A 24,500-nucleotide genomic window follows, 5' to 3' on the forward strand; every position below is an offset into this window, starting at 1 on the left:
GTGTCAACCTATGTTGAAACTTCGATCCTACCGCACACGGCCAATGCATCTGGGGGGCTTCCCGCTCGAGAGCCTGCGGCGTGTGGATCATGTTGATCTGTCAGCGCTTCCGCCAATGCATCCGGTGTCTTTTCGCAGACCGGACGATCGCAAAAGCATCATCGGTGCCATGCAGGACTATCAGGCGATGCTGGACGCCACGCGCGATGGTATGGTCAAGCGCGAGAGGGCTGAAATCCCTGATGACCTAAGTGAACGCGCCAATCATCTCAAAGCCTTCGGCTATTATTGCGATGCCAGCATGGTTGGCGTTTGCGAAATACATGATGCCGCGTGGTTGCAGACACCAATTGCAAATGCAGATGTGGATCGCCTCGCCTCTAAGCTACGCACCATGCAGCATAAATCGCTGGCAGCAGGTATAGATGTGATCATGGCAGGCCTGCGGGAAAGCATGTCTTTGCCACCCGCCGATTGCCGCCACCATACCCATGCAGTCGTGTTTCTTTATGACTTTCCCCGTCCGCCCCGATCAGAAGAGACAGGCACCGACTGGATCAAGGATGCGCTCCCGCAGCGCGCCTGCCTGCGCGGGATGGAGACCGCCGTCACACTGGCCAGCTATCTGCGCACGCTGGGCCATGAGGCACGCGCGCATTCGATGGCCGCCACCGATGTGCATCTGGGCGCTCTTGCGGCCCTAGCGGGCCTTGTCGCGCAGGAGGACGGCGCACTGATTAACCCGTTCACCGGTGATCGCTACGGGCTGGCTGCGGTCACGACCACGCTGGCCATGACAGCGGACAAACCTCTTGCGCCGGGACAAAAAGCGCCGCGCAGCTATCAAACAGGCCTTGGCACCCATGCCAAGACTGCCCGGACACGCGATCCCTTTGCCAAGCGGGATTTCGCCCTTGGCCCGCATCCTTTCGAGACGCTGAAACGGGTGGATGACACCACCACCTATATCGACCGCCCGAATGTCGCGCGGGTGCCGAAACGCGCGAATATGTTCGTGCGCGGGCTGTTCGGCGATATGGGCAAGCAGGTGCAAGAGGCCACCAAGAACGGCAATTACGTGCGCAAATCCGCAGCCGCCTTTGCGTTCCGGCCATCGCTGGGGGCCTTTGTCTTGTTGCAGGACGGTGAGGCCGTGGGCGACCCTGTCGTGGACACGCCCGAAAACAACGCCGCCAACATCAAAGCCGCGCTCTACTTCTTGGGCGTCGATGCCGTGGGCCTGTCGGCCTGCCCCGACTGGACCTATTACAGTCACGACACCACCGGCGCGCCCATCACGCCCTACCATGAAAACGCCATTTCGATGATCATCGACCAAGGCCACGAAACCATGGAGGGCGCATCTGGTGACGATTGGATTGCCTGCGCGCAATCCATGCGGGCCTATTTGCGGTTCTCGCTTCTGGGCGGTGTGCTGGCCCAGCATTTGCGCAATCTGGGCTATACCGCGCGCGTCCATTCGGTGATGGACGAAGAGGTGCTGCACCCGCCGCTCTTGTTGCTTTCAGGCTTGGGAGAGGTCAGCCGGATTGGCGAGGTGATCCTGAACCCGTTCCTTGGGCCGCGTCTGAAATCCGGCGTTGTCACCACCAACATGCCGATGGCCCATGACAAACCCATCGACTTTGGTCTGCAAAAATTCTGTGACGCCTGCAACAAATGTGCCCGCGAATGCCCGTCAGGTGCGATCACCGCAGGGCCGAAGCTGATGTTCAACGGCTATGAAATCTGGAAATCCGACAGCCAGAAATGCACGACCTACCGCGTCAGCCAAAAGAACGGCGCGATGTGCGGGCGCTGTATGAAAACCTGCCCGTGGAACCTTGAAGGCCTGTTCGCCGAAGCCCCCTTTCGCAAGCTGGCGATGACCGTGCCACAGGCCGCCAAGACGCTTGCCGCACTTGATGATCGGCTCGGGAAAGGTGCAATCAACCCCGTCAAGAAATGGTGGTGGGATCTTGAGATGGAGGACGACGGTGCCTATCGCCCCGCGCGCCATCCGGTCAACGCCCGTGACCTTCAGCCGGAACTGGACCTGAAATTCAGCGACCAGACGCTGGCCGTCTATCCTGCGCCCCTCGCACCGCCCCCCTACCCTTGGCCCGCACCGATGGACCGCGAGGCAGGGATCGCCGCCTATCAGGCCATGATCACGGCCGATGAACACCGCGCACGCCGTGCCGCAGGGCGGCCGCCCGAGCATGTCTACACGCCCGTTCAGGGCGCGACACCTGTCATCGCGGCAGTCGTCAGCAAAGCCGAAAGGATGACGGACAAGGTCACGAAATATGAATTTACCCGCGCCGACGGCGGCCCTTTGCCGCCCGCGACCGCAGGGGCGCATATTGATGTGGTCGTGGCACCTGAATTTTTCCGTCAATACTCGCTCAGCGGTGATCCGGCCGATAGTAGCAAATATCAGATTGCCGTGCTGCGCGAAGATGCAGGCCGTGGCGGCTCGAAACTCATGCACCGCATATTCACGGAAGGGCGGCGCGTCTTCATCTCGCCCCCGATCAACCATTTCCCGCTGATCGAGGACGCCTCTCAGACCCTGTTGATGGGCGGCGGGATTGGTGTAACGCCGATGATCGCGATGGCCCACAGGCTCCATGCCATCGGTGCCGCGTTCACGCTGCACTATAGTATTCCGAGCCGTGCAGAGGCCGGATTCCTGCATGATCTGGCGACGGTGCCATGGGCGGATAAGGTGGTGGTCCATGTGTCGGATGAAGGCACGCGCGCCGATCTTGCGAGCCTCACCCGCTACAAGACCGGGGCGCATATCTACACCTGCGGACCTGATGCCTATATGGCTGCGGTTCTGGATGCCGCGGCGAAAAACGGTTTTCCCGAAGAGGCGCGGCATCTTGAATATTTCGCTGTGCCGGAACAGCCCGATTATGAAAATCACCCCTTTGCGCTGCGCTTGAAAGACGGGCGTACCGTCGCTGTTGCGGCGGATCAATCGGCGTCAGATGCGCTGATCGCGGCAGGGGTGCATGTGGATGTCAAATGCTCTGACGGTCTGTGCGGTGTGTGCAAATGCGGCGTGTTGGAAGGGGCTGTCGAGCACCGCGATTTCGTGCTTTCCAAGACCCAGCGTGAAACACAGATGATCCTGTGCCAAAGCCGCGCGGCAGTGGCGGGCGGAACGCTCAAAATCGACCTTTAGGTCCAATGCACACTTTCAGCGCCGGGAAGCGCGTAGCGCGCGCGCAACGGCTGATCGTATCCCAATCCGGTGCTGTCACAAAAATCGATGACCCATGTGTCATCCATGGTGATAAACTCCAGCACAGCAGCTAGAAAAGCAGGGTCTGTCGCACGGTCGCGCAGATCATCGACCGAACCACCCGATGCGCCCAGAAACACCCCGCATAATTCGTCGTTTCCTGCCAGCCATGTCAGCCCTTTCAAGGCGATCACTTCGGCCTGTTCGTGTTGCATCCCGTGCCCCTCGTTCCGCAGAAACATTTTCTTAACCATTCGCGCCCAATCTGCACGGGACTGAGCAGAACGCTCTTGATAGGTGCAGGAAAATGCCCGGACGGATATTGATCATTGATACTGTAGCAACGAATAGAATCGTGTTGAAAGTCAAGATGCTGGCAGCACAATTCGCAGTCGATACCTGCGAGAGCAAGGCTGAGGCGATCATGTTGATCGAACGAAACCGCCCCGATCTGATCTTGCTCAACCTGTCTGATGCAACCCATGATCAGCATAGCCTCTGCCGCGATCTGCGCCGCTCGACTGTGACAAAATCAATTGCCATCATTGCGGTCGGTGTCGCCGATACCTCAAGGGCGCGGTTTGCAGCCCTCGATGCGGGTGCAGATGATGTGCTGCCCCATCCTGTGAACGATGTGTTATTGCTGGCGCGCATCCGCAGTCTGTTGCGGGTCCGCAGCACCAGTCAGGAACTGATGTTACGTGAAACCACCAGCCGTGCTTTGGGCTTTGAGGAGAACAAGGCGGTCTTTGACGGTGCGGCACGTCTTGCAATCCTGAGCCAGGAGTCGCGGGCCGCGTCCCTTCTCAAGTCCAGCCTGAACGCAGGACTGCGGAACGCTATTCAGGTGCTGCATCCCAATGATGCCCTGCTTGGTGATGACGGCAGCGCTGCGTATGATCTTTTCGTGATCAATGCGGCGACAACCGAGGCTGGCGCAAGCGGGCTTTTCGGGTTGGTGTCCGACCTGCGCGCGCGCAACCAGACGCGGCTTGCCATGCAGCTTGTCGTGGTGCCACCTGAGGCGCCGGAAGTGGCTGCAATGTTTCTTGATCTTGGCGCGGATGATGTGGTGCCATCAACCAGCAGTCCTGATGAAATCAGCATGCGTGCGACGCGCCTGATCGCGCGCAAACGCCAACATGACAAGCTGCGTGATACGGTGCGCAACGGATTGAATGCCGCCGTCACTGATCCGCTGACCGGTCTGTTCAACCGGCGCTATGTTGAACCGCATCTGGCGCGCCTTGCCGAGGATTCGCGCAAATCCGGTCGGGAACTTGCCGTGATGATGATCGATATCGACCACTTCAAATCTGTGAATGACACCCACGGGCATGCAGCGGGCGACACCGTGCTGATCGCGCTTGCTAACCGCCTGCGTGAAAACCTGCGCGCGATTGATCTGGTGGCACGGATGGGGGGCGAAGAGTTTCTGGTCGCCATGCCCGGCACATCGGTCGCGGATGCACGCATGGCCGCAGCCAGGCTTTGCGAATTGGTCCATGCCACGCCGTTCAATCTGGGCGAAGGGCTGCCGATGCTGAAGGTGACCGTGTCAGTCGGTGTCGCAGTCAGCGGAAAGTTGAACGCCGGAAGCAGCGCAATCACCAAAATCTGTGACCGCGCGGACAAAGCGCTTTATGCCGCCAAGTCTGCTGGCCGTGATCAGGTCGCTTTCAGCAAATCAGCCGCCTGAGGATCGCTCGCGCAGGCTGCGGGCGCGCGACATCTCTTCCAGCACCCGCTCTGCAAAGGCACGGCGACGCTCGGGCGTCATGGCAATGATCTCTTCCACCACCACCTCTTGTGCTGTGGCCTGAACAGTCGTCATCCGTGCGCTTTGTTCGGCAAGCAATGCCCGCAAGACATCAGGATCAAAGGGATCGGCCTGCAAGGCGGCAACGACACGATTGACACGATCACGCAGATCAAAATCACGCAAAGACCGGTCGTTGCGCAATTGGCGACCGATGGCCCGGCGCTCTTGCGGTTCAAGCGCGCGCGCAATTGGCCCAAGCCCAAGATCGAAACTGCGCGGTGGTCCGTCTTTCCATCGACCCGAAGCCGCTGACCCGACAATAACCCCAACCACCGCAAGGTTGAGCGCAAGCGAGAGTACGAGCACAACACGCCAAAGGCGGCTGGGGCGCGCTTGGGGTGTTTTATCTTCAGCCATCACCAAATGCTCCTGCGTCGATCATCAAATCTGTAGCAAAGAGGTTGATACTTACCTCATCCCCCATCATCGCGGCGGTCACATCCTGCACCGATGCAGGCGGGGCCACCCCGACCCAAATGCCGGCAACCGTCGCCACGGCAAGCCCGCTGACCGCAGGCCAGCCGCCGATTGTATCCAGCATGCGCATCATCAGGCCGGGCCGCGCCACAGGCGTGGCAACCGCGCGCGGTTGTACGGCGTCGGCGTCGCCGATGACACGTGCCATCAGTGCATCGCTTGGTACTGGGGATGTGCTGCGCGCCTGCGCGAACAGATCATCCAGCATGTCATCATTCGGGTTCGTCATCGTCATACCCCAGTTCTGCCTTCCGCCCTGCCATGATATCGGCAAGGGCCCGTTTCCCGCGTGCTGTCAGACTTTCCACGGACCGCACGCTGATGTCCATGATCTGCGCAATTTCGGGGTTCGCAAGCCCCTCGAGGTGGCGGAGCGATACCGCCTGCGCCTGTCGTTCCGGCAATTGCGCCAGCGCATCAGACAGCGCCATCATACGCGCCTGCGTCTGCATTTGCGCGACGGCACTGGGGCTTGGATCGGGCGGTTCGGCCACCTGATCGAGCGGCACGGCACCGCGCCTCTTGCGCAAGCGGTCGGTACAAAGATTCGCCACAACACGGTAGAGCCACGTACTCACCTGTGCCTCGCCCTGCCGCCAGTCCGGCGCGACCTTCCAAAGGCGCATCATGGCGTCCTGGGCCACATCCTCGGCCTCGGACCCATTGCCCAACATGCGCGTGGCCTGCGCCAGCACGCGTGGCAACAGCCGCGCCGTCAGATACCGCGCAGCCTGCCCGTCGCCATTGGCGTAGGCTACCAAGAGCGCCGCGTCTTCGGCGCCCGCAAAGGGGTCTGGCGATGCGTTCATCTGTCCGTTTGCTAGCCAACTTCATGCCGGGTGGCAATTGGCAGAGGGCTGAGGCGCCCTCTGCCAGCCACGCCTTAGCCGCGATCGCGTGGGCCGTCGCCACGATGATCACCGCGGCCTTCGCCGCGCCGTTCACCCATGCGCGCCTTGGCGGCCTCGAACTCTTCTGCGGAAATCACACCGTCACTATCGGCATCGACGCGCTCAAATATCTGAGCCGCGCGGCGTTCACCACGTGAGGGCATTTCGTCCTGCTGCAGCAGACCATCATCGTTGTCGTCAAAACGCGCAATCATGCGGGTGGCCCGCTCTGTGGCCCGCTCTGTGCCAGACGCCGCCAGCTCGGCAGCAGACAGAGCTCCGTCACCATCGGTGTCGATCTCGGCAAAGCGTGCTTCACCGCGCGCCTGCATTTCTTCCAGGGTCAAAGCACCGTCGCCATTGATATCAAGCGTGGCAAAATCCGGCCGTTCGCGGTGGTTCTCTGCCTGTGCTGCACCCGCTGTCAAAACCAAACCGGAGAGCAGCGCTGCTGTCAAAATCTTCGTTTTCATCGTGTTGTCCTTTTTACAGTCTCGCAGCCTGTCTGTGCTGCTGATGCTCCTTCAACGCAGGGCCGCGATACTTCCGTCGCTGTTTTTTCAAACAAATGTCCGGCAAGTCACAAATCAGCGCACCCCCTTTTCAAACCAATCGCAATAGTCCATGTGAAAAAGGGCAAGACGGAGTTTTTTCCTATGTCGAACGCGGAAACGATCCTTGATGATCGCCCAACCAAACGTGCCATTCTCAACGGACTGCGGTGCAAATGCCCGAACTGCGGTGAAGGCAAGCTGTTCGCGCGCTACCTGAAGGTGGCCGATACCTGCCCTGTCTGCCACGAAGAGCTCTCGCATCACCGCGCGGATGACGGCCCCGCCTATCTGACGATTTTGCTGGTGGCCCATATCATCGGTTTTGTGATCCACTTCTGGTGGGTCTATTATCGGCCTGAACCTTGGGTCATGGCGACTGGCCTGACAATCGGGTCTGTCGCGCTGTCACTGGCGCTTTTGCCGCGTATGAAAGGCATGATTGTTGCTATTCAGTGGTCACGCCGGATGCACGGATTTGGCCACAACGAATAAGAGGCCCCCCATCGACAAATCCGCGATCAGAGATGCCGCAACGATCATTGTTCTTCGGGATGCCAAGGCCCGGCCATCGGTTCTGATGGGGCAACGCGGCGCCGGTGCAGCCTTCATGCCCGGCAAATTTGTCTTCCCCGGCGGTGCTGTCGATGACAACGACGCAGCCGTCCCCGTCACATCACTGTCCCCGCTGGATGAAGCGCGCCTTGCAAATGAAAGCACCCGTGCGCCCGTGGCCCTTGCTGCCGCTGCCATCCGCGAGCTCTGGGAAGAAACCGGTCAGGTTCTGGGCCACCCGGGCCAGTGGTCCGACCCACCACAGGGATGGCGCGGTTTTGCCGCCACCGGGCATGTCCCCCACGCCGCAGCCCTGCAATTCTTTTTCCGTGCTGTTACACCGGCGGGGCGCCCGCGGCGGTTCGATGCGCGGTTCTTTCTAGCGGATGTGGACCATTTGAAGACGGATCCCGATGATTTCTCAAACGCCGAGGACGAACTCGCGCACCTGCAATGGGTGCCCTTGGCCGATGCGCGCAGGTTCAACCTGCCTTTCATCACACAGGTTGTTCTGGCCGAGTTGGCGAGCCATATCGCACGTGGCGGCACGCCTGTCAGCGTGCCCTTCTTTCGCAATGATGATGAGGCACATCTGGTCAGTCGCCTTGCCGGCCAAAGCCCGCTAGAGCAATAACACCAGCATGATGATGCTAAGCGTTAGCAGCGCCAAACCCTGCCATTCACGCAGGCTGACTTTCTCACCAAAAACAAATGCGCCGATCATCAACGAGAACAAAAGCTCGATCTGCCCAACCGCGTTCACATAGGCTGCGTTTTGCAAGGTGAAGGCCGTGAACCAGCAGATTGACCCAATCATGCTGGTGAGCCCAACGAGCCCCGCAACCCGCCACGCCGAGAGCACGCGCATGATCTCGCCCCGTTCCCGCCAAGCGAGCCAAAGCGCCATGGCAATGGTCTGAAAGGCGGTGACCAGCGCCAGCGTGACAATTGCACGGTAAAACACATCGCCCTGGGCCAAGGAAAGTGAAGCGCCGCGATAGCCATTGCCGGAAATGCCAAATAACACACCGGCCCCAAGTCCCAAAGCCGTCGCGCGGTTGAAAATGCGTTTGCGCCACGGGCCCACACCATCGGGCGGATCAGACAGCAAAAGCACCCCGCCAAGGCCAATCAACATGGCGGTGATGGTCAGTGGCGTGAACGTGTCACCCAGAATGAGAAAACCGAATAGCGCGCTCAGCAGGACTTCGGTCTTTTTGAACGTAATGCCGACGGCAAAGTTGCGATGACTGAATAGCGCGACCACACACATCGTCGCCAATATCTGCGAGGTGCCACCCGCCAGCGCATAGGGCCAGAACTCGGGTGGTATTTGCGGTGTGCCTTGCCCCGAAGCCATCGCATAGACAAAGGCGATCACCGCAACGAGGGGCGCGGAATAGATGAACCGCGCAAAGGTCGCGCCAGCGGTCGAAAGCGCCATGCCTTTGAGGCGCTTTTGCAGCATAAACCGCAGGGTCTGCGCTGTGGCGGCACCAATGGTGATAAGGATCCAGAGTTCCATCTAGGCCCTATGCCAGCAATCTCTGACCCTCACCAGAGCGGACTAGCCCTTGACCCCCACCGCTTTGCCTGCGCCCTCGGGCATCGGCAATGCTGCATGGGCGGCAGCCACTTTCGCCAAAGTCGCGGCCAGCGCGGGCGCAGGTTCACACGCGCGGCGGGTCTCGAGGCTGACATGGATCAGCATATGTTCGCCCGTGGCCAGTTCACGCGTGCCTTCATACATCCGGTGGAACACATGCATCTTTTTGCCCGCCCCGTTCAGGACTTGCGTCTCGATCCGGATCACAGCGCCCGCATGCACCTCATCCAGATGCCGGATATGGGTTTCCGCAGTAAAGTAGCTCCCGCCGGTTGCGATATAGGCGGCATCACAGCCGACAAGCGCCATCATCCGGTCGGTCGCATCGCCAAAGGCCTGCAAATAGCGTGCCTCGTTCATGTGGCCGTTATAATCGGTCCAATCGAGCGGCACCGCGCGTTCCACGGTTACAATCGGCTGACCCAGATCATCGGGCAGACCAATGGCCCCTTCCACGCGGCGGTCCTGCGCGTTCAACAGCTTGCCTGCGCCCCAATCCTGCGCCTTTAGACCTCGCAGGATTGTAACGAGGTTATTATCGCGCGCGCGTTCCAGTTCGCGGATCGTGTACATCCCCGATTGCGCATCGGATTGATCCGCCACGGCATCAATCAAGTCATCGGTCAGTTCGGGCACATCCATCAGCTTGGTCCACGGCCATTCAAGACATGGTCCGAATTGTTCGATAAAATGCCGCATCCCCGCTTCACCACCGGCAATCCGGTAGGTTTCAAACAGGCCCATCTGCGCCCAGCGCAGGCCGAAGCCATAGCGGATCGCATTGTCGATTTCCTCGGTGGTGGCGACGCCGTCCTTGATCAGCCAAAGCGCTTCGCGCCAGACAGCCTCAAGGAAGCGGTCGGCAATATGCGCGTCAATCTCGGCCCGGACATGCAAGGGATACATGCCGATTTCGGTCAGCACCTCTTTTGCACGCTGAATAATCTGTGGTGCGGTCTTGTCGCTCGGGACCAGTTCGACCAGTGGTAAAAGGTAAACCGGATTGAACGGATGGGCGACGACGATCTGTTCAGGGCGCGTGGCACAGCCCTGCAATTCGGACGGCTTGAACCCGCTGGTTGACGAACCGATCACCGCATCATGGGGGCAGTGTTCCTGCAAGGTCTGGTAAACCTTGCGCTTCAATTCCAACCGCTCGGGCACGCTTTCCTGCACCCAGTCCACGCCAGTCACAGCGGCAGACATGGTGCCATGAACACTCAGTTGCCCCTCGGCGGGTAAAGCCACATCCGACAGCCCCGGCAAGGACCGGCGCGCGTTGTTCAATACTTCGTCGATCTTGCGCGCAGCCTCTGGATCGGGGTCAAAGACGCGCACGTCCCAGCCCATCAGCAGGAACCGTGCAGCCCAGCCGCCACCAATCACGCCACCGCCGATTATGGCCGCTGTCTTTTGTGTCATTGTCTAGCCTGCCGGTTTATCGTCAGGGTGGTCGAATTCATCCGCAGGCACAGGAGCGCGGCGAATACTTGGGTCACAGGCCACCATTGCCGTTTCGCTGTCCCGGATGATCAGGCCACCGCGCGCGCGGCAGTCCTCAAAGGTCATACGCCCACCAATTACCATGAATTCACGCATCCCGCCGCCACCGCCGCCGGTGGTCATCCCGCCGCCCTCGCAGGCGGCCAAAGCAATCACGCTGCCCAAAATCAACCGTTTCATCATCAAAACTCCTCTAATCGGCTCAAATCATATCCATTGAATTGCAAAACATCACGCGCCGCCTGCAGACGATCGGCGCGAATGTCGGGGGTGCGGTTCAAAATCCAGCCCGACCGCCCGTTGGGGGCACCGACAACGGCGGTGCGGTAATCCTCATCCGTCCAAAGCACCCAGTAATCGGCGGCCACGAAAGGCACCGAGGGGAACCGCACCTTCAACCGGCCCGGCCCGACAATTTCTGCCGTACCTTCTATGCGCGCAGTCTCTTGGCCAGCCGTGTCGCGGCAAATGTTCAGAACGGACAACAGCCCGTCGTCGCGCAAACCGTATTCCGCAGTTACGCCGACACAGCCCGACTGAAATGGCACAGGATAGCGTGACACCTCATACCAGACGCCCAGATAGCGTTCGGGCGCGAATACCGCTTTCGATGCAATCGGCACATCCGTGTCGCGGTAGACCGAGAACAAGCCGCCACTGCCCTGCGTGCTACAGCCCGCCAAGAGCAGGATCAGTGCCAAAGCCCTCATTGCGCGACCGGCGCGCGTTTTGTCAGGCCCAGTTTGGCGCGGACTTCGGCCGGGCCGATGACCTTGGCGCCCAGATTTTCGATAATACCCACAGCGCGTTCGACCAGTTGGGCATTGGTCGCCAAAACGCCGCGATCCAGCATCAGGTTGTCTTCCAGACCGACACGCACATTACCCCCCGCCAGGACCGAGGCCGCCACATAAGGCATCTGGCTGCGCCCCAGCCCAAAGGCCGAGAAGGTCCAGTCGTCGGGCACATTGTTGACCATCGCCATGAAGGTGTTGAGATCATCCGGCGCGCCCCAAGGCACCCCCATGCAAAGCTGCACCAGCGCGGGGCTGTCGAGCACACCATCTTTGACCAGTTGCTTGGCGTACCAAAGATGGCCGGTATCAAAGGCCTCGATTTCGGGCTTTACCCCCAGTTCGGTCATCATCCGCCCCATGGCAATCAACATGCCGGGGGTGTTGGTCATAACGTAATCGGCTTCGGCGAAATTCATCGTACCGCAATCAAGCGTGCAAATCTCGGGCAGACATTCCGCCACGTGGGCAACGCGCTCGGTGGCGCCCACCATATCCGTGCCTGCAATCGTCGGCAGCGGGGTCTCGACCCCGCCAAAGACCATATCCCCGCCCATGCCGGCGGTCAGGTTCAGGACCACATCGACCTCCGCCTCGCGAATGCGGTCAGTGACTTCGCGGTAGAGTGCAAGGTCGCGCGATGGCGCACCGGTATCGGGATCACGCACATGACAATGCACCACCGCAGCACCCGCCTTGGCTGCGTCAATCGCACTTTCGGCGATCTGGCGGGGCGAGCGCGGAACATGGGGGCTGCGATTCTGGGTCGATCCAGAGCCCGTCACAGCGCAGGTGATGAACACCTCTCTGTTCATTTGTAGCGGCATATCTGGTCTCCCTCGGGTGTTTGCGTGACATTTGCCCATATCAGGGCACCGCACAAGGCAGAATTCCCATCGACAGGGGGTTCACCCTGCCGATCAATTTCCGCAACGGATGTCTGCGTAAGGTGGATTGAAATCCACCTTACCTAATAGGGCATGGGGTGCTCCTTATGGACCGCGTCAATCGCGGCAATCACCTCATCCGACAGAACCACATCCTTCCCATCAAGAATTTGCTGTAACTGCGCCGAGGTCGTCGCCCCGAATATCGCTGAGACTGCAAAGGGCCGTGTGCGCTGCCATGCCATCGCCATATGTACCGGATCGAGCCCGTGCTTCGCCGCCAGATCAAGATAGGCCTGCGCGGCGGGCCACAACCGTTCGGTCACGCGCCCACCCAGATCACCGTTGAGCGACAAACGGCTTCCTCCCGGCACAGCGCCATTCTGATATTTGCCGGTCAGCACACCGCAAGCAAGCGGCGAAAACGACAGCAATGTCACATCCTCATTCACCGCCATCTCGGCCATATCGGTGTCATAGAGACGGCACAGCAGCGAATATTCGTTCTGGACAGAGGCCATGCGCGGCAGTCCCGCAGCCTCGGCCTGATCGATCCACTTGGTCATCCCCCACGCGCTTTCATTCGACATGCCGATGGCACGGATCTTGCCCGCTTTGACCATATCGCCCAGCGCCTCGAGCACATCCATCATGTGGTCCATCGTCTGCTGACGGTTCTGGCCGGACGGATCATAGGTCCAGTTCTGGCGGAACATGTAAGAGCCGCGCACGGGCCAGTGCATCTGGTAGAGATCAATCACATCCGTCTGCAGCCGCCTGAGCGATGTGTCCACCGCCTCGCGGATCACTGCCCCGTCATAGCCGCGCCCTTCGCGCACCCAACCGGGATTGTTGCCCGATACTTTGGTCGCTACAACAATCTCATCGCGGCGGCCTGTCTTGGCGATCCAGTTGCCGATAATCTGTTCTGAAAGTCCTACAGTTTCGGCGCGGATCGGATTCACAGGATACATCTCAGCCGTATCGAGAAAGTTGATACCGGCATCCAGCGCCATGTCGATCTGATTGTGCGCGTCATCTTCCGGCGTTTGATTGCCGTAAGTCATGGTGCCCAGACACCATTCGCTGACCATGATACCGCTGTGGCCAAGGGGGAGTTGTTTCATGACTGTTCGCCTTGTTCTTGGTTTCGTGCCGGACCCTAAAGCCCCGACCGGCAAGAGCAAGGGTAGAAAGGCGACATTGACTGTCGATTATGGCCTAGCCCCGCGGGGGCCGTACCGTCATAGGTCAAACCATGCGGATGTTTATCTCCTTTGCGGCTTTGTTTTTTTCGGTGGTGCTTTTGCAGCTGTCTTCGGGCGGCGTGGGGCCACTGGATGCGCTGACGGGGATCGAACTGGGCTTTTCGCAAGCGGAGGTCGGCTTTCTCGGGTCGGCGCATTTTGTGGGGTTTTTCATCGGCTGCTGGTGGGCACCGCGCCTGATGGGCAGCGTCGGGCACAGCCGCGCCTTTGCGACCTTCACCGCGATGGGCGCGATCGGGCTGGCCGCGCATGTGATCGTGGCCGACCCTTATTTCTGGGCACTCTTCCGCATCGGATCGGGCATCTGCGTCGCGGGCTGCTATACGATCATCGAGGCGTGGTTGCAGGCCAAGGTCAACAACGAAACCCGCGGCCGCGCAATTGCGAGCTACCGTGTGGCCGATACGGGGGCGTCCTTTGTGGCGCAGTTCATGATCGGCGCGCTGGCCGATGTCGAGACATATATCGCCTACAACATCCTGACGATACTGTGCTGTGCATCCTTGCTACCCTTGGCGCTGACCCGGCTCGAACAGCCTGAAACGCCCAGAGCCACGCGCCTGCGCCCGGCCCTTGCCTGGGCCTGTTCGCCACTGGGTGTCGCCGCAGTCTTGGTTGCGGCCCTGTCCAGCGCGTCCTTCCGGATGGTCGGGCCTTTGTACGGGCAAGAAGTCGGCTTGAACCCAAACCAGATAGGTTCATTTCTGGCGGCCTTCGTCGCGGGTGGTGCGATTGCGCAGTATCCTGTGGGCTGGCTTGCCGATAAGTTTGACCGCCGCTGGGTCATGATCTGGCTCTCGGTCGCCGCCGTGATCGCCTGTGCCTTCACCGTCACCACATCAGGGCAAGGCACCGCCATTATCATGACCGCCGCGTTCCTATTTGGCCTGACGACCTTTCCGATCTATTCAGTGGCCACCGCACACGCCCATGACTTTGCCACATCGGATCAGCGGGTCGCGCTTTCGGCGGCGCTGATGTTCTTTTACGCCGTGGGCGCAATTGCCGCCCCATACACCACATCAGTCCTGATCGGGCTTTATGGTCCGGGGGCGCTTTTTTACTTTATCTCCGCCGGACATGTCCTGTTGATCATCTTTGGCCTGACGCGGATGCGCGTGCGCCGCATCCCAGAGCAACGCACACCGTATATCTACGCGCCGCGCACGACATTCAGCATCGGGCGGCTTTTGGGCCGTAACCGCGACCGCTAGGCGCAGAACGTCTGGCACTTGGCCGCATGGCCCGCTACATAGGCGCAAACGCTGAAGGACACATCGCATGGCCCGCCATCTGATCACATCTGCCATTCCCTATATCAACGGGATCAAACACCTTGGAAACCTTGTGGGCAGCCAACTGCCCGCCGATCTTTATGCCCGCTATCTGCGCCAGCGCGGACATGAGGTGCTGTTTCTCTGTGCCACGGATGAACACGGCACGCCTGCCGAACTGGCCGCCGCCAAAGCGGGCAAACCCGTGGCGGAGTATTGCGCCGAGATGCATGACGTACAGGCAAAGATCGCCGAAGGCTTCGGTTTGTCCTTCGATCACTTCGGCCGCTCCTCCAGCCCGCAGAACCATAAGCTGACACAGGCCTTTGCCACGCGGCTTGCCGAGGTCGGGCTGATCAAGGAAGTGACAGAAGAGCAGGTCTATTCCGTGGCCGACGGGCGGTTCTTGCCGGATCGTTACATCGAGGGAACATGCCCCAACTGCGGGTTTGAAAGTGCGCGGGGCGATCAGTGCGACAACTGCACAAAGCAGCTTGATCCCACCGATCTGATTGACGCGCATTCCACCATTTCGGGTTCGACCGAGTTGGAAGTGCGCGAGACCAAACACCTCTACCTGCGCCAATCGGAACTGAAGGATGATTTGGCGGCATGGATCGAGAGCAAGAAAGACTGGCCGATCCTGACGACCTCGATTGCCAAAAAGTGGCTGACCGATGGTGACGGGTTGCAGGACCGCGGCATCACCCGTGACCTTGATTGGGGCATCCCTGTGATGAAGGGCGACGACGTCTGGCCCGGCATGGAAGGCAAGGTCTTTTACGTGTGGTTCGACGCGCCCATTGAATACATCGCCTGTGCGCAAGAATGGGAAGACGCCGGCAAAGGCACCGACTGGGCGCGCTGGTGGCGCACCGACAAGGGCGCGGATGATGTCACCTACACCCAGTTCATGGGCAAGGATAACGTCCCGTTCCATACGCTGTCCTTTCCTGCCACGATCATGGGCACGCAAGAGCCTTGGAAACTTGTCGATTATATCAAATCGTTCAACTATCTGAACTACGATGGCGGCCAGTTCAGCACCTCGCGCGGGCGCGGTGTGTTCATGGACCAAGCGCTTGAGCTTTTGCCGTCAGACTATTGGCGTTGGTGGCTTTTATCCCATGCGCCTGAATCCTCGGACGCGGAATTTACCTGGGAAAACTTTCAAACCGACGCGAACAAGGACCTTGCCGACGTTTTGGGCAACTTTGTAAGCCGTATCACTAAGTTTTGCCGGTCAAAGTTCAGCGAAGCGGTTCCCGCAGGCGGCGCCTACGGCCCCGCCGAAGAGCAGTTGATTGCAGATTTGACCACACGCATCCGCGCCTATGAAGGCCACATGGATGCGATGGAAGTGCGCAAATCTGCAGCAGAGTTGCGGGCGATCTGGGTGCTGGGCAACGAATATCTGCAGGCCAACGCGCCATGGACAACCTTCAAGACCGATCCTGAAACCGCCGCCATGCAGGTCCGCCTCGCACTGAACCTGATCCGGATTTACGCGGTCCTGTCAGCGGCCTTTATTCCTGACGCATCCAAGAGCATGATCGACGCGATGCAAACCAACGATGACACATGGCCGACTGATGTAGCCGCCGCCTTGAACGCGCTGCCTGCGGGGCACGCCTTCACTGTGCCCGAGAACCTTTTCCGTAAAATCACGGATGAGGAGCGCGAAGAATGGGCGGCCCGTTTTGCAGGCACACGCGACGCAGGAGAGTAAGCCATGATCATCGGCCATATTGGCGCGCGCGCGGGCAGCAAGGGCGTTCCGAACAAGAACTTTCGCATGTTGCACGGCAAGCCACTGCTGGATTGGTCGCTGGATCAATTGCTGGAAAGCGACCGCGTGGATCATGTGGTCGTCTCGACAGACAGTCAGGAGATGTACGAACACAGCCTGAAACGCGGCTGTCTCGACATCGGTCTGCGTCCCGCACATCTGGCCACGGATACGGCGGGCAAATGGGATGTGTGGAAACACGCGCTGGGTGAGGTTGAGAAACAGACCGGCCCCGCATCGGCGTTCCTTGATCTTGACTGCACCTCACCGTTGCGGCCCGACAGCGCAATCCCCGAGGCGCTCGATCTGTTCTTTACCGACACGCCCGATATGGTCATGTCTTGCTGCGAGGCGCGCAAGAACCCCTATTTCAATCTGGTTGAACCCGATGAAACAGGCGCACTGCATGTGAGCAAACCCCTGCCCGGCGGTGTCGTCGCGCGCCAACAGGCCCCTGCGGTCTACGAACACGCGGCCTCGACCTATGTCGTCGCCCCGGATTATCTACGCCGCGCTTCAAGCCTCTTTGAAGGACGCGTGATCCCCTACATGATGGCCCCCGAAACCTGTGTCGACATCGACAGCCCTTTTGATTTCCGGCTGGTCGATTTCCTGATGGGCGAACAATTGAAGGACCGCAACGATGCATGATCAACTCAAAGACAAGACCATCTTTATCACCGGTTCAGGTGGCGTCTTGGGCAGCACCTATGTGCGTCGGATGTTGGCCGCTGGTGCGCGGGTTGTCGCATCTGACCTGAAAGGCCACCGTGCCGATGCTTTGGTGGAAAGCCATGGCGAGAACCCCAATTTCCGCTTCTACGATCTGGATGTGGGCCAAGAGGACGAAGTCGTCGCGATCTTCCAGCGCATCATGGCAGACGGCTGGGAGCCCAATGTCGTGCTGAACAATGCCGCCATCACCGGCGAGCTGTTGATGGGTGCGGGCAAGGCCTTTCCCGATTTCGCCAACACCAGCGTCGAGGATTGGGAGAAAACCCTGCGCACCAACATGACCGGCGCCTTCATGATCGCCCGCCAGATGGACCGCGATATCGTGGGGCGCTATCCCGCGACCCTAATCAACGTGGCGTCGATGTATGCGCTCAACGGGCCGCACCACCAGATTTACAAGGATATGCCGTTCAAATCCTTCTCGGCCTATTCGGCGACCAAAGCGGGTATTCACGGCCTCACCCTTTGGCTTGCGGGCTATTGGGCCAAGCGCAATGCGACCGTGAACACCATCGCTCCCGGTGCGGTGTTCAACGGCCATTCCGACGAATTCCAGCGCCGCGTGGGCGAGTTGATCATGGCGGGCCGGATGGCCGCGCCGGATGAAATCGCGGATGCGATGCTGTTTCTGTGTTCCGCGCAGTCGGGCTATATGACCGGCCAGCTGGTCAACGTCGATGGCGGCTTCAGCGGATGGTAGCAGATACATTTTTGGTCATTGGTGCGGGATCAATCGGGCAGCGCCACGCCCGTAATCTTGCTGCCTTGGGCCAGAAGGTTGAGCTCATCCCCTACCGTGAATGCGAAGCCTCGGCCGTGGCCCGACGCACCGATATCGCAGGCGTCATCATCGCCACGGCGACCCCGATCCGGCTATCGCTGATCCAGCTTTGCGCAGCGCAAGACTGGCCCTTCTACGTCGAAAAGCCGCTTGGCTGGACCAGGGACCAGATTGCCGACATCTATGCGGCAGCCGCGCCTGTCGCGGACCGTTCAATCGTCGGCTTCATGATGCGCTATCACCCCGCGGTGCGCGCGCTGGCAGCGCTCGATCTGTCAGACATCTACAGTTTCGCTTTCGAGATCGGCCATGATGTGCGGCAATGGCGCGAAAACTGGTCGTTCGCGCAAAGCTATGCGTCTGATCCGGCAGGCGGCGGTGTTCTTCTGGACCTGTGCCATGAACTGGATATCGCGCATTGCCTGTTTCCCAAGGCCACGGTGAGCGGCGCTGCGAGCCTCGACCATCCTGATTTCGCAGAGGTCGATTTCGCCACACGCATCATCCTCGCCGCCCCTCTGGGCACGGTCGCGATGGACTACCTCTCACCCGTCAGTCTGCGTAAAGGCCAATTGCGCGGCACCGATCAGGTCATTGATCTGGACCTGCTGGCGCCCGCATACACGCGCGATACAGGTGCCGGTCCGCAAACGACAGCATTCGATTTTGATCGCAACGATATGTTTCTGGGCCTGATGGCCGATTTCATTGCCATCGCCAAAGGAGAGGCCCCATCGGGCAATCCGCTGATGCCGCGCCTAAGCGCTGTACGAGAAAGTTGCGACCTGATCGCCGAAGCCTGGCAGGCACGCCAGTTTCGCGGACAGGTGAACGTGGCGTTCTAACGCCAGCCCTGCCAGAACCTCTGTGCGGCCTGCTTTTGCGCGAAACTCTCGGTCAAGGCATCGCAGTCATATTCGGTTCTGATCCACTCTTCGATCGCGATCGGCTCTTGCGCGTTGCGCGCCTCATAGACGTCCAAGAAATGATCCAGAATGCCGGTCGAGGTCTTGCGGATATGCAGATACCGAAAGCTGAGCTGTCTGCGCGCTTCGGCGACAGATTTGCCATCATGGACCATCAGATAAAGCGCGGCGACAAGGCCGGTCCGGTCGGCACCCGATTTACAGTGCATCAGGAACGGACGCTCCATCTCTTCAAAAGCGGCAATGATTGCCAACAGGCGCTCACGGCGCGGAGCAGCCCGTGCCGACATATGCATTGTCACCAGTGCAAGCCCCAGGCGTTCACAGCTTTCCACTTCGAAAAGATAATGCGGCTGTTTGGCGACACCACGCAAGTTCAGGATCGTTTTGATCCCCATGGCGGCATAGGCCTCAAACCGTTTGTGGTCGGGGTGGTTTGAACGGTACACACCTTCGCTTACCTGATCGAAGTTATGCCAAAAGGTGCGCAAAATGCCGTGATCCAGCCAGCGGACGTGCCAATAGGATTTCTTTCGCTCGTCCGGATCGGTGATGTCATGGCCGAATGACTTGCGCAAATCGCGCTCTTTTTGGTCCAAGGCTTTGAATATCTTGCGGATCATGGGTGGCCCAGTTGCGGTTCTGCGGTGTCACTTGGACCATGACCATCCATATTGCAATGGGCACGCACCAATTGCCCCGCAAGGTGAAACCCCATAAACACGCCTTAACAACTCAGGCAGGAGACCGCACCATGGACATCGCAGGCCGCAAAATCGGACCCGAGCACCCCCCCCTTGTGATTGCCGAGATCGGCATCAACCACGGTGGCGATCTGGCCGTCGCGAAGGAAATGGTGCGCCTTGCAGCCGGTGCAGGCTGTGAAATGGTCAAGCACCAGACCCATATCATCGAAGATGAAATGACCGAAGAGGCGAAGCAGATCTTTCCGCCAAACGCAGATGTGTCGATCTGGGAGGTGATGGAGGCCTGCGCGCTTTCACTCGAAGAGGAAGCTGAACTCAAGCGCTACACCGAAAGCCTTGGGATGATCTGGATTTCGACACCCTTTTCACGGGCGGCAGCGGATTTCCTGAACGACCTTGATGTGCCCGCCTTCAAGATCGGATCGGGCGAGGCCGATAATCTGCCGCTGATCCGCCATATCGCACGGATGGGCAAACCGGTGATCATGTCAACCGGCATGCAAAGCATCGAAAGCATCCGCGCCTCTGTCGCGATATTGGATAATGCAGGGATCGAATATGCGCTGCTTGAGTGCACGAACCTCTATCCCTCACCGCCAGAAATTGTTTCGTTGCAAGGTGTGACGGACCTGCGTGAGGCCTTTCCAAAGGCCGTCGTCGGTTTCTCGGATCATTCCATCGGTCCCGATATGGCTTTGGCATCGGTCGCTTTGGGGGCCTCTATTCTGGAACGGCACTACACCGATACGCGCTATCGCAAGGGCCCCGATATCATCAACTCGATGGACCCTGCCGAGTTGCGCTATCTGATTGATCGGTCCCGCGAAATCCACACCGCCCTGCATAACCCCAAACAACGCACCAGCGCCGAGGAAGACGTCTACCGTTTTGCCCGTGCCTCTGTCGTTGCCGACCGCGATCTGCCCGCAGGCCATATGATCACAGAAGCCGATATCTGGGCCCGCCGCCCCGGTTCAGGCGAAATTGCGGGCTATGATTTCGACAAGGTCGTGGGCAAAACGCTGACCCGTTCTGTTGCTCGCAATACGCAACTGAAGTGGACTGATCTGAATGGCTGAAACGCGGCGGCAGATTTTTGATCTGTCGTCGATTAGAATTCCCGAAAGCTTTTCAGAGCGGCGCGGCCTGCCGCGCGGTGTGGAAGTTGCGGATGAAGCGCAACTTCCACGTTATGATGACACCACGCTGATTTATGACTGTTTTTACAGTCCTGACCGCAAGAAAATCATCGCCTACCTGCCCAAAATGCTGAATTTTGCGCCGCTGCTGCGGCGCGCCGTATTCCGTGTCGATGACCGACGCGCAACGCCCAGAATTTCAAGAGCACGGCTTTTCGACTGTCTGACATTTCCTGCGGCGACAGCATCGCAGCGCCTTGAAATACAATTGGGTGATACAACACTGAGCTTGCCTTTTCAGACGGAAATCTCAGAGCTTTTCGCCGGACAGAACTGTCTTTATTCGATGCAGAAAGACCAGGATCTGGCATGGATACGTGATTGGGCCGCATTTCATGTCCAAGAGCAAGGTGCGACTGCCGTCTTGCTTTGTGACAATGCAAGCACGCGTTACCGGTCCTCGGATGTTTTCAATACGCTTCAAACGGTCTCTGGGCTGCAGTCTGTTGCCGTTGTGCAGGTCCCGTTCTCATGGGGACCGACCAAGGGGATAGCAAAGCGGCACGGGCGCACGAAATTCCTGCAAACCGCAATGATGAATGCGATGCGTGATCGTTTTCTGCGTAAAGCCCGCGCCGTTTTGAACTGCGATATCGACGAACTCTTCTTGCGGAAAGGACCCGCCAGCTGTTTCGATCAGGCTGCCGGTCCCATCGGTTTTGTGGCCATGAATGGGGAGTGGCGCTTTGCCGCGGCAACCGACCTGCCGGTGCGCCACGTTGACCACTGGATGATTTCCCAAGATCCACCGCCTTGCGCGCCAAAATATTGTGCCGCACCAGCGCATGGCTTGGGGCGTCTGACGTGGGGCATCCATGGACTAGAACGGGTCAGTCGCCGGCTCTTACCCGTTTCAAGGGCATTTCAGATGATCCATTGCCGCAATGTTTCAAATTCGTGGAAGCTCGACCGGACAAACAGCAACGAAACCGGTTTGATTGCCGACGATGCTCTTCGCCAGAAGCTTCAGACGGTTTTCACGGCATAATCGTGATCCGGCCCTTTTCTGTCCAGCGGTGCACAATCGCGGCCTTTCTGGGGTCGTTGTGCGGCGTCGTGTAACCCTTGGGGTTATCGTAGGTAGCGGTTGCCCCGAAATCGAAACGATAAAGCGGCTGTGACACGGTTCCGTCTTTTGCCTTCCAGCGGCTTTCGGGACCTTCAACGGTCCTCATCAACAGACCGGACAAGCAAGTCACGACACCTATGCAGACCGAAACTACATTACGTTCCTGCATTTGCATAAAGTGGGGTCAGGGTGCTGCAGACGATGCGAACCGCCCTTTTTGACGAAAGCTTGGGACCGCAGCAGCCCTGCGGAATAATTCTGAGCACGGCTGAACGGCGCGCCTCCTATCTCGTCTGTCGGAATGCGACCAAGCCATCTTGCATCCCTCAAAATGAGAACATAACATGAACATATGTCCCGTCTTGATCTCTCACAAAAGCTCGCGATTCTCAGTGATGCCGCCCGTTATGACGCCTCTTGTGCGTCCAGCGGAACGACGCGCCGTGATAGCCGCGATGGCAAAGGGCTGGGCTCAACTGAAGGGTCAGGCATCTGCCATGCCTATGCCCCCGATGGGCGCTGTATCAGCCTGTTGAAAATCCTGATGACGAATTTCTGCATCTATGATTGCGCCTATTGCGTCAATCGGGTGTCCTCGAATGTCCAACGGGCGCGGTTTTCGCCGGATGAGGTGGTGCAACTGACCATCGAATTCTATCGCCGCAATTATATCGAAGGGCTGTTCTTGTCCTCGGGCATCATCCAGTCGCCCGACAAGACGATGGAAGACATGCTGCGCATCGCCAAGCGCCTGCGCGAGGTCGAGAATTTTCGCGGCTATATCCACCTGAAAACCATTCCCGACGCAGCCCCGGAACTGATCGAAGAGGCGGGGCTATATGCCGACCGTCTGTCAATTAACGTCGAACTGCCCACCGATCAAAGTGTGCAGGCCTACGCGCCTGAGAAAAACCCCGCCACGATCCGCAAAGCGATGGGTGATGTGAAAGCGCGCAAGGATGTTGCGGGCGAGCGCAGCTATACCGGCAAGCGCGGCAAACGCTTTGTGCCGGCGGGCCAATCGACCCAGATGATCGTGGGCGCAGATGGGTCCACCGATGCCACGATCCTTGGGCAATCGACGCGGCTATACGGCGATTACAAGCTCAAGCGCGTTTACTATTCAGCCTTTTCGCCGATCCCGGATGCCACTGCCAAGCTGCCGCTGATCAAGCCGCCTCTTGCGCGCGAACACCGGCTTTATCAGGCCGATTGGCTCTTGCGGTTTTACGGCTTTGGGGTGGATGAAATCACCGCCGCGCGCCCCGATGGCAATCTTGATCTGGATATTGATCCCAAGCTGGCTTGGGCCCTACAAAACCGCGCGCTGTTTCCGGTGAATGTGAACCGCGCCAGCAAAGAAATGCTGCTGCGTGTGCCTGGTTTTGGCACCCGCACTGTGGGCCGGATCTTGTCCACGCGACGGCACCGCAGCCTGCGCTATGATGATCTGTTACGGATGGGGGCGTCGTTGAAGAAAGCACAGGCCTTTATCACAGCGCATGATTGGACACCGGGCGGTCTGACCGACAGCGCCAATTTGCGCGCGCGTTTCGCCCCACCCCCCGAACAGTTGAGCCTTTTTTGATGTATACCGTTCCCCTGCCCCGCATCGGCACCGATATTGCATGGCGCGACGCCGCCAAACGCCTGATTGGCGCGGGCGTGTCGCCCGAGGATATCCTGTGGGACTTCGACAATGAAATGGGTGAGCTATTCGCCATCGACACGCCCTTGCCGCCCGTGACACGGCGGATCAAGGCCCCGCAAAGCTTTGTCGAGATGGCCAACTGGGTGGTCTGGCACAAAGACCCGCAGCGTTTCGCGCGTCTCTATGCGATGCTTTGGCGGCTGCGCCATCAGCCGGGCCTGATGCAGGACCGCGCCGATGCAGACTTGGCCAAATTGCGCCAGATGGAAAAGGGCGTGCATCGCTGCAAACACAAGATGAAAGCCTTTGTGCGCTTTCGCGATTTACGGCAGGGCGGCGACAGACGCAGTTTTGCCGCATGGTTCGAACCCACCCACCATACGGTGGAACCGACAGCCCCGTTCTTTGCACGCCGCTTTGCCGATATGGACTGGATGATCGCCACACCCGATGTGACCGCGCAGTTCATCGACGGCAACCTGACCTTTCACCCCGGCCAGCCAAAACCCGACCTGCCCGAGGATGCGACCGAGGCGCTATGGGGCACCTATTTCTGCAATATCTTCAATCCCGCACGCCTGAAGGTCAGCGCGATGACGTCGGAAATGCCCAAGAAATACTGGAAAAACCTGCCAGAGGCGCAGCATATCCACGATCTGATTGCAGGGGCCGAAGCGAAAGTGCAGCAAATGCGCGATGCCGCCCCCACCTTGCCTCCCGAACGGGTGGCCAAGATCAAACGGCAGTTGCGCGGCGGGGA

25 protein-coding genes and 1 pseudogene are annotated in these 24,500 nt (G+C 59.3%); 13 read left to right on the forward strand and 13 right to left on the reverse strand.

All coding sequences use genetic code 11. From position 1 onward, the window contains the following. Positions 1-10: 10 nt before the first annotated feature. A complete protein-coding gene (locus tag B0B09_RS08245) occupies positions 11-3,196 on the forward strand; it encodes a reductive dehalogenase (protein WP_076659154.1) in 3,186 nt (1,061 codons plus the stop codon). Here the strand turns inward: B0B09_RS08245 and B0B09_RS08250 are convergent. Next, positions 3,193-3,471: a DUF3572 domain-containing protein gene (locus B0B09_RS08250; RefSeq protein WP_076659862.1), complete on the reverse strand. Its 279-nt coding sequence runs from the start codon at positions 3,469-3,471 to the stop codon at positions 3,193-3,195. The two genes, B0B09_RS08245 and B0B09_RS08250, sit on opposite strands and share 4 nt — an antisense overlap. Positions 3,472-3,611: 140 nt before the next feature. On the opposite strand from B0B09_RS08250, the gene B0B09_RS08255 reads away from it, so the two are divergent. Next, the gene (locus tag B0B09_RS08255) at positions 3,612-4,955 is read left to right on the forward strand and encodes a diguanylate cyclase (RefSeq protein WP_242654364.1); all 1,344 of its coding nucleotides are present in this window, start codon (positions 3,612-3,614) and stop codon (positions 4,953-4,955) included. On the opposite strand, the gene B0B09_RS08260 is transcribed toward B0B09_RS08255, so the two are convergent. The 4 genes from B0B09_RS08260 to B0B09_RS08275 all read right to left on the reverse strand — a co-directional run bounded on the left by B0B09_RS08260 (position 4,944) and on the right by B0B09_RS08275 (position 6,918). Further along, positions 4,944-5,435: a periplasmic heavy metal sensor gene (locus tag B0B09_RS08260; RefSeq protein ID WP_076659156.1), complete on the reverse strand. Its 492-nt coding sequence runs from the start codon at positions 5,433-5,435 to the stop codon at positions 4,944-4,946. The two genes, B0B09_RS08255 and B0B09_RS08260, sit on opposite strands and share 12 nt — an antisense overlap. Next, positions 5,428-5,784, reverse strand: a complete 357-nt coding sequence (locus B0B09_RS08265; RefSeq protein WP_076659863.1) for a hypothetical protein — start codon at positions 5,782-5,784, stop codon at positions 5,428-5,430. Before B0B09_RS08265 ends, B0B09_RS08260 begins: the two co-directional genes overlap by 8 nt. Then, the gene (locus B0B09_RS08270; protein WP_076659157.1) at positions 5,768-6,364 is read right to left on the reverse strand and encodes an RNA polymerase sigma factor; all 597 of its coding nucleotides are present in this window, start codon (positions 6,362-6,364) and stop codon (positions 5,768-5,770) included. The genes B0B09_RS08265 and B0B09_RS08270 overlap by 17 nt, the downstream gene beginning before the upstream one ends. A gap of 74 nt (positions 6,365-6,438) precedes the next feature. Continuing rightward, entirely contained in the window at positions 6,439-6,918 is a 480-nt protein-coding gene (locus B0B09_RS08275; RefSeq protein WP_076659158.1) for an EF-hand domain-containing protein, read from the reverse strand. A 183-nt stretch (positions 6,919-7,101) separates the two neighbouring features. Here B0B09_RS08275 and B0B09_RS08280 point away from each other — a divergent pair, with 183 nt between their 5' ends. Both B0B09_RS08280 and B0B09_RS08285 read left to right on the forward strand, forming a co-directional pair. Continuing rightward, positions 7,102-7,491 (forward strand): DUF983 domain-containing protein, encoded by a 390-nt coding sequence (locus tag B0B09_RS08280; RefSeq protein ID WP_076659159.1) that lies wholly within the window; start codon positions 7,102-7,104, stop codon positions 7,489-7,491. An 85-nt stretch (positions 7,492-7,576) separates the two neighbouring features. Beyond that, complete coding sequence (locus B0B09_RS08285; protein ID WP_242654365.1) at positions 7,577-8,185, forward strand: NUDIX domain-containing protein; 609 nt, start codon at positions 7,577-7,579, stop codon at positions 8,183-8,185. Here B0B09_RS08285 and B0B09_RS08290 read toward each other — a convergent pair. The 6 genes from B0B09_RS08290 to B0B09_RS08315 form a co-directional block, all read right to left on the reverse strand. Further along, on the reverse strand, positions 8,174-9,076 hold the full coding sequence (locus B0B09_RS08290) for an EamA family transporter (RefSeq protein ID WP_076659160.1): 903 nt from the start codon (positions 9,074-9,076) through the stop codon (positions 8,174-8,176). The genes B0B09_RS08285 and B0B09_RS08290 overlap by 12 nt on opposite strands. 42 nt (positions 9,077-9,118) lie before the next feature. After that, positions 9,119-10,579: a carnitine 3-dehydrogenase gene (locus B0B09_RS08295; RefSeq protein ID WP_076659161.1), complete on the reverse strand. Its 1,461-nt coding sequence runs from the start codon at positions 10,577-10,579 to the stop codon at positions 9,119-9,121. Between the two features lie 3 nt (positions 10,580-10,582). Continuing rightward, the gene (locus B0B09_RS08300; RefSeq protein ID WP_207552139.1) at positions 10,583-10,840 is read right to left on the reverse strand and encodes a hypothetical protein; all 258 of its coding nucleotides are present in this window, start codon (positions 10,838-10,840) and stop codon (positions 10,583-10,585) included. 2 nt (positions 10,841-10,842) lie between these two features. Beyond that, positions 10,843-11,370: a lipocalin family protein gene (locus tag B0B09_RS08305; RefSeq protein WP_076659163.1), complete on the reverse strand. Its 528-nt coding sequence runs from the start codon at positions 11,368-11,370 to the stop codon at positions 10,843-10,845. Then, positions 11,367-12,281, reverse strand: a complete 915-nt coding sequence (gene bcoG, locus B0B09_RS08310; RefSeq protein ID WP_076659164.1) for a 3-dehydrocarnitine:acetyl-CoA trimethylamine transferase BcoG — start codon at positions 12,279-12,281, stop codon at positions 11,367-11,369. The genes B0B09_RS08305 and bcoG overlap by 4 nt, the downstream gene beginning before the upstream one ends. 143 nt (positions 12,282-12,424) lie before the next feature. Continuing rightward, complete coding sequence (locus B0B09_RS08315) at positions 12,425-13,468, reverse strand: aldo/keto reductase (RefSeq protein ID WP_076659165.1); 1,044 nt, start codon at positions 13,466-13,468, stop codon at positions 12,425-12,427. A 131-nt stretch (positions 13,469-13,599) separates the two neighbouring features. Here B0B09_RS08315 and B0B09_RS08320 point away from each other — a divergent pair, with 131 nt between their 5' ends. From B0B09_RS08320 to B0B09_RS08340, 5 genes are all read left to right on the forward strand, one after another. Continuing rightward, complete coding sequence (locus B0B09_RS08320; protein ID WP_076659166.1) at positions 13,600-14,823, forward strand: MFS transporter; 1,224 nt, start codon at positions 13,600-13,602, stop codon at positions 14,821-14,823. Between the two features lie 67 nt (positions 14,824-14,890). Beyond that, entirely contained in the window at positions 14,891-16,612 is a 1,722-nt protein-coding gene (gene metG, locus B0B09_RS08325) for a methionine--tRNA ligase (protein WP_076659167.1), read from the forward strand. Between the two features lie 3 nt (positions 16,613-16,615). After that, positions 16,616-17,323, forward strand: a complete 708-nt coding sequence (locus B0B09_RS08330) for an acylneuraminate cytidylyltransferase family protein (RefSeq protein ID WP_076659168.1) — start codon at positions 16,616-16,618, stop codon at positions 17,321-17,323. Further along, positions 17,316-18,107 (forward strand): SDR family NAD(P)-dependent oxidoreductase, encoded by a 792-nt coding sequence (locus B0B09_RS08335; protein WP_076659169.1) that lies wholly within the window; start codon positions 17,316-17,318, stop codon positions 18,105-18,107. The genes B0B09_RS08330 and B0B09_RS08335 overlap by 8 nt, the downstream gene beginning before the upstream one ends. Beyond that, positions 18,101-19,033 (forward strand): Gfo/Idh/MocA family protein, encoded by a 933-nt coding sequence (locus B0B09_RS08340; protein ID WP_076659170.1) that lies wholly within the window; start codon positions 18,101-18,103, stop codon positions 19,031-19,033. The genes B0B09_RS08335 and B0B09_RS08340 overlap by 7 nt, the downstream gene beginning before the upstream one ends. Here B0B09_RS08340 and B0B09_RS08345 read toward each other — a convergent pair. After that, a complete protein-coding gene (locus B0B09_RS08345; RefSeq protein ID WP_076659171.1) occupies positions 19,030-19,737 on the reverse strand; it encodes a fused DSP-PTPase phosphatase/NAD kinase-like protein in 708 nt (235 codons plus the stop codon). The two genes, B0B09_RS08340 and B0B09_RS08345, sit on opposite strands and share 4 nt — an antisense overlap. Before the next feature lie 131 nt (positions 19,738-19,868). Between B0B09_RS08345 and B0B09_RS08350 the strand changes: the two genes are divergently transcribed. Then, positions 19,869-20,900: an N-acetylneuraminate synthase family protein gene (locus tag B0B09_RS08350; protein ID WP_076659172.1), complete on the forward strand. Its 1,032-nt coding sequence runs from the start codon at positions 19,869-19,871 to the stop codon at positions 20,898-20,900. Further along, positions 20,893-22,008 (forward strand): hypothetical protein, encoded by a 1,116-nt coding sequence (locus B0B09_RS08355; protein WP_076659173.1) that lies wholly within the window; start codon positions 20,893-20,895, stop codon positions 22,006-22,008. Before B0B09_RS08350 ends, B0B09_RS08355 begins: the two co-directional genes overlap by 8 nt. Here the strand turns inward: B0B09_RS08355 and B0B09_RS08360 are convergent. Then, a complete protein-coding gene (locus B0B09_RS08360) occupies positions 21,998-22,195 on the reverse strand; it encodes a hypothetical protein (protein WP_131825012.1) in 198 nt (65 codons plus the stop codon). The genes B0B09_RS08355 and B0B09_RS08360 overlap by 11 nt on opposite strands. 246 nt (positions 22,196-22,441) lie before the next feature. Here B0B09_RS08360 and B0B09_RS08365 point away from each other — a divergent pair, with 246 nt between their 5' ends. Together B0B09_RS08365 and B0B09_RS08370 are read left to right on the forward strand one after the other, a co-directional pair. Beyond that, positions 22,442-23,677, forward strand: coding sequence for a putative DNA modification/repair radical SAM protein (locus tag B0B09_RS08365; RefSeq protein WP_076659175.1), 1,236 nt, complete (start codon positions 22,442-22,444; stop codon positions 23,675-23,677). Continuing rightward, positions 23,677-24,489, forward strand: a pseudogene (locus tag B0B09_RS08370) (TIGR03915 family putative DNA repair protein); the annotation flags it as partial. The gene B0B09_RS08365 and the pseudogene B0B09_RS08370, both read left to right, overlap by 1 nt. Positions 24,490-24,500: the final 11 nt, after the last annotated feature.

This window comes from Yoonia rosea, assembly GCF_900156505.1.
Taxonomy (GTDB): Bacteria; Pseudomonadota; Alphaproteobacteria; order Rhodobacterales; family Rhodobacteraceae; genus Yoonia; species Yoonia rosea.

What these genes read in the sequence shown, in the direction of transcription:
- B0B09_RS08350 (WP_076659172.1), top strand. Translation starts at nt 19,869, where the DNA reads ATGGACATCGCAGGCCGCAAAATCGGACCCGAGCACCCCCCCCTTGTG.
- B0B09_RS08320 (WP_076659166.1), top strand. Translation starts at nt 13,600, where the DNA reads ATGCGGATGTTTATCTCCTTTGCGGCTTTGTTTTTTTCGGTGGTGCTT.
- B0B09_RS08355 (WP_076659173.1), top strand. Translation starts at nt 20,893, where the DNA reads ATGGCTGAAACGCGGCGGCAGATTTTTGATCTGTCGTCGATTAGAATT.
- B0B09_RS08280 (WP_076659159.1), top strand. Translation starts at nt 7,102, where the DNA reads ATGTCGAACGCGGAAACGATCCTTGATGATCGCCCAACCAAACGTGCC.
- B0B09_RS08345 (WP_076659171.1), bottom strand. Translation starts at nt 19,737, where the DNA reads ATGATCCGCAAGATATTCAAAGCCTTGGACCAAAAAGAGCGCGATTTG.
- B0B09_RS08335 (WP_076659169.1), top strand. Translation starts at nt 17,316, where the DNA reads ATGCATGATCAACTCAAAGACAAGACCATCTTTATCACCGGTTCAGGT.
- B0B09_RS08285 (WP_242654365.1), top strand. Translation starts at nt 7,577, where the DNA reads ATGGGGCAACGCGGCGCCGGTGCAGCCTTCATGCCCGGCAAATTTGTC.
- B0B09_RS08260 (WP_076659156.1), bottom strand. Translation starts at nt 5,435, where the DNA reads ATGGCTGAAGATAAAACACCCCAAGCGCGCCCCAGCCGCCTTTGGCGT.
- B0B09_RS08290 (WP_076659160.1), bottom strand. Translation starts at nt 9,076, where the DNA reads ATGGAACTCTGGATCCTTATCACCATTGGTGCCGCCACAGCGCAGACC.
- metG (WP_076659167.1), top strand. Translation starts at nt 14,891, where the DNA reads ATGGCCCGCCATCTGATCACATCTGCCATTCCCTATATCAACGGGATC.
- B0B09_RS08300 (WP_207552139.1), bottom strand. Translation starts at nt 10,840, where the DNA reads ATGAAACGGTTGATTTTGGGCAGCGTGATTGCTTTGGCCGCCTGCGAG.
- B0B09_RS08265 (WP_076659863.1), bottom strand. Translation starts at nt 5,784, where the DNA reads ATGACGAACCCGAATGATGACATGCTGGATGATCTGTTCGCGCAGGCG.
- B0B09_RS08315 (WP_076659165.1), bottom strand. Translation starts at nt 13,468, where the DNA reads ATGAAACAACTCCCCCTTGGCCACAGCGGTATCATGGTCAGCGAATGG.
- B0B09_RS08330 (WP_076659168.1), top strand. Translation starts at nt 16,616, where the DNA reads ATGATCATCGGCCATATTGGCGCGCGCGCGGGCAGCAAGGGCGTTCCG.
- B0B09_RS08340 (WP_076659170.1), top strand. Translation starts at nt 18,101, where the DNA reads ATGGTAGCAGATACATTTTTGGTCATTGGTGCGGGATCAATCGGGCAG.
- B0B09_RS08275 (WP_076659158.1), bottom strand. Translation starts at nt 6,918, where the DNA reads ATGAAAACGAAGATTTTGACAGCAGCGCTGCTCTCCGGTTTGGTTTTG.
- B0B09_RS08305 (WP_076659163.1), bottom strand. Translation starts at nt 11,370, where the DNA reads ATGAGGGCTTTGGCACTGATCCTGCTCTTGGCGGGCTGTAGCACGCAG.
- B0B09_RS08360 (WP_131825012.1), bottom strand. Translation starts at nt 22,195, where the DNA reads ATGAGGACCGTTGAAGGTCCCGAAAGCCGCTGGAAGGCAAAAGACGGA.
- bcoG (WP_076659164.1), bottom strand. Translation starts at nt 12,281, where the DNA reads ATGCCGCTACAAATGAACAGAGAGGTGTTCATCACCTGCGCTGTGACG.
- B0B09_RS08245 (WP_076659154.1), top strand. Translation starts at nt 11, where the DNA reads ATGTTGAAACTTCGATCCTACCGCACACGGCCAATGCATCTGGGGGGC.
- B0B09_RS08365 (WP_076659175.1), top strand. Translation starts at nt 22,442, where the DNA reads ATGTCCCGTCTTGATCTCTCACAAAAGCTCGCGATTCTCAGTGATGCC.
- B0B09_RS08270 (WP_076659157.1), bottom strand. Translation starts at nt 6,364, where the DNA reads ATGAACGCATCGCCAGACCCCTTTGCGGGCGCCGAAGACGCGGCGCTC.
- B0B09_RS08295 (WP_076659161.1), bottom strand. Translation starts at nt 10,579, where the DNA reads ATGACACAAAAGACAGCGGCCATAATCGGCGGTGGCGTGATTGGTGGC.
- B0B09_RS08250 (WP_076659862.1), bottom strand. Translation starts at nt 3,471, where the DNA reads ATGCAACACGAACAGGCCGAAGTGATCGCCTTGAAAGGGCTGACATGG.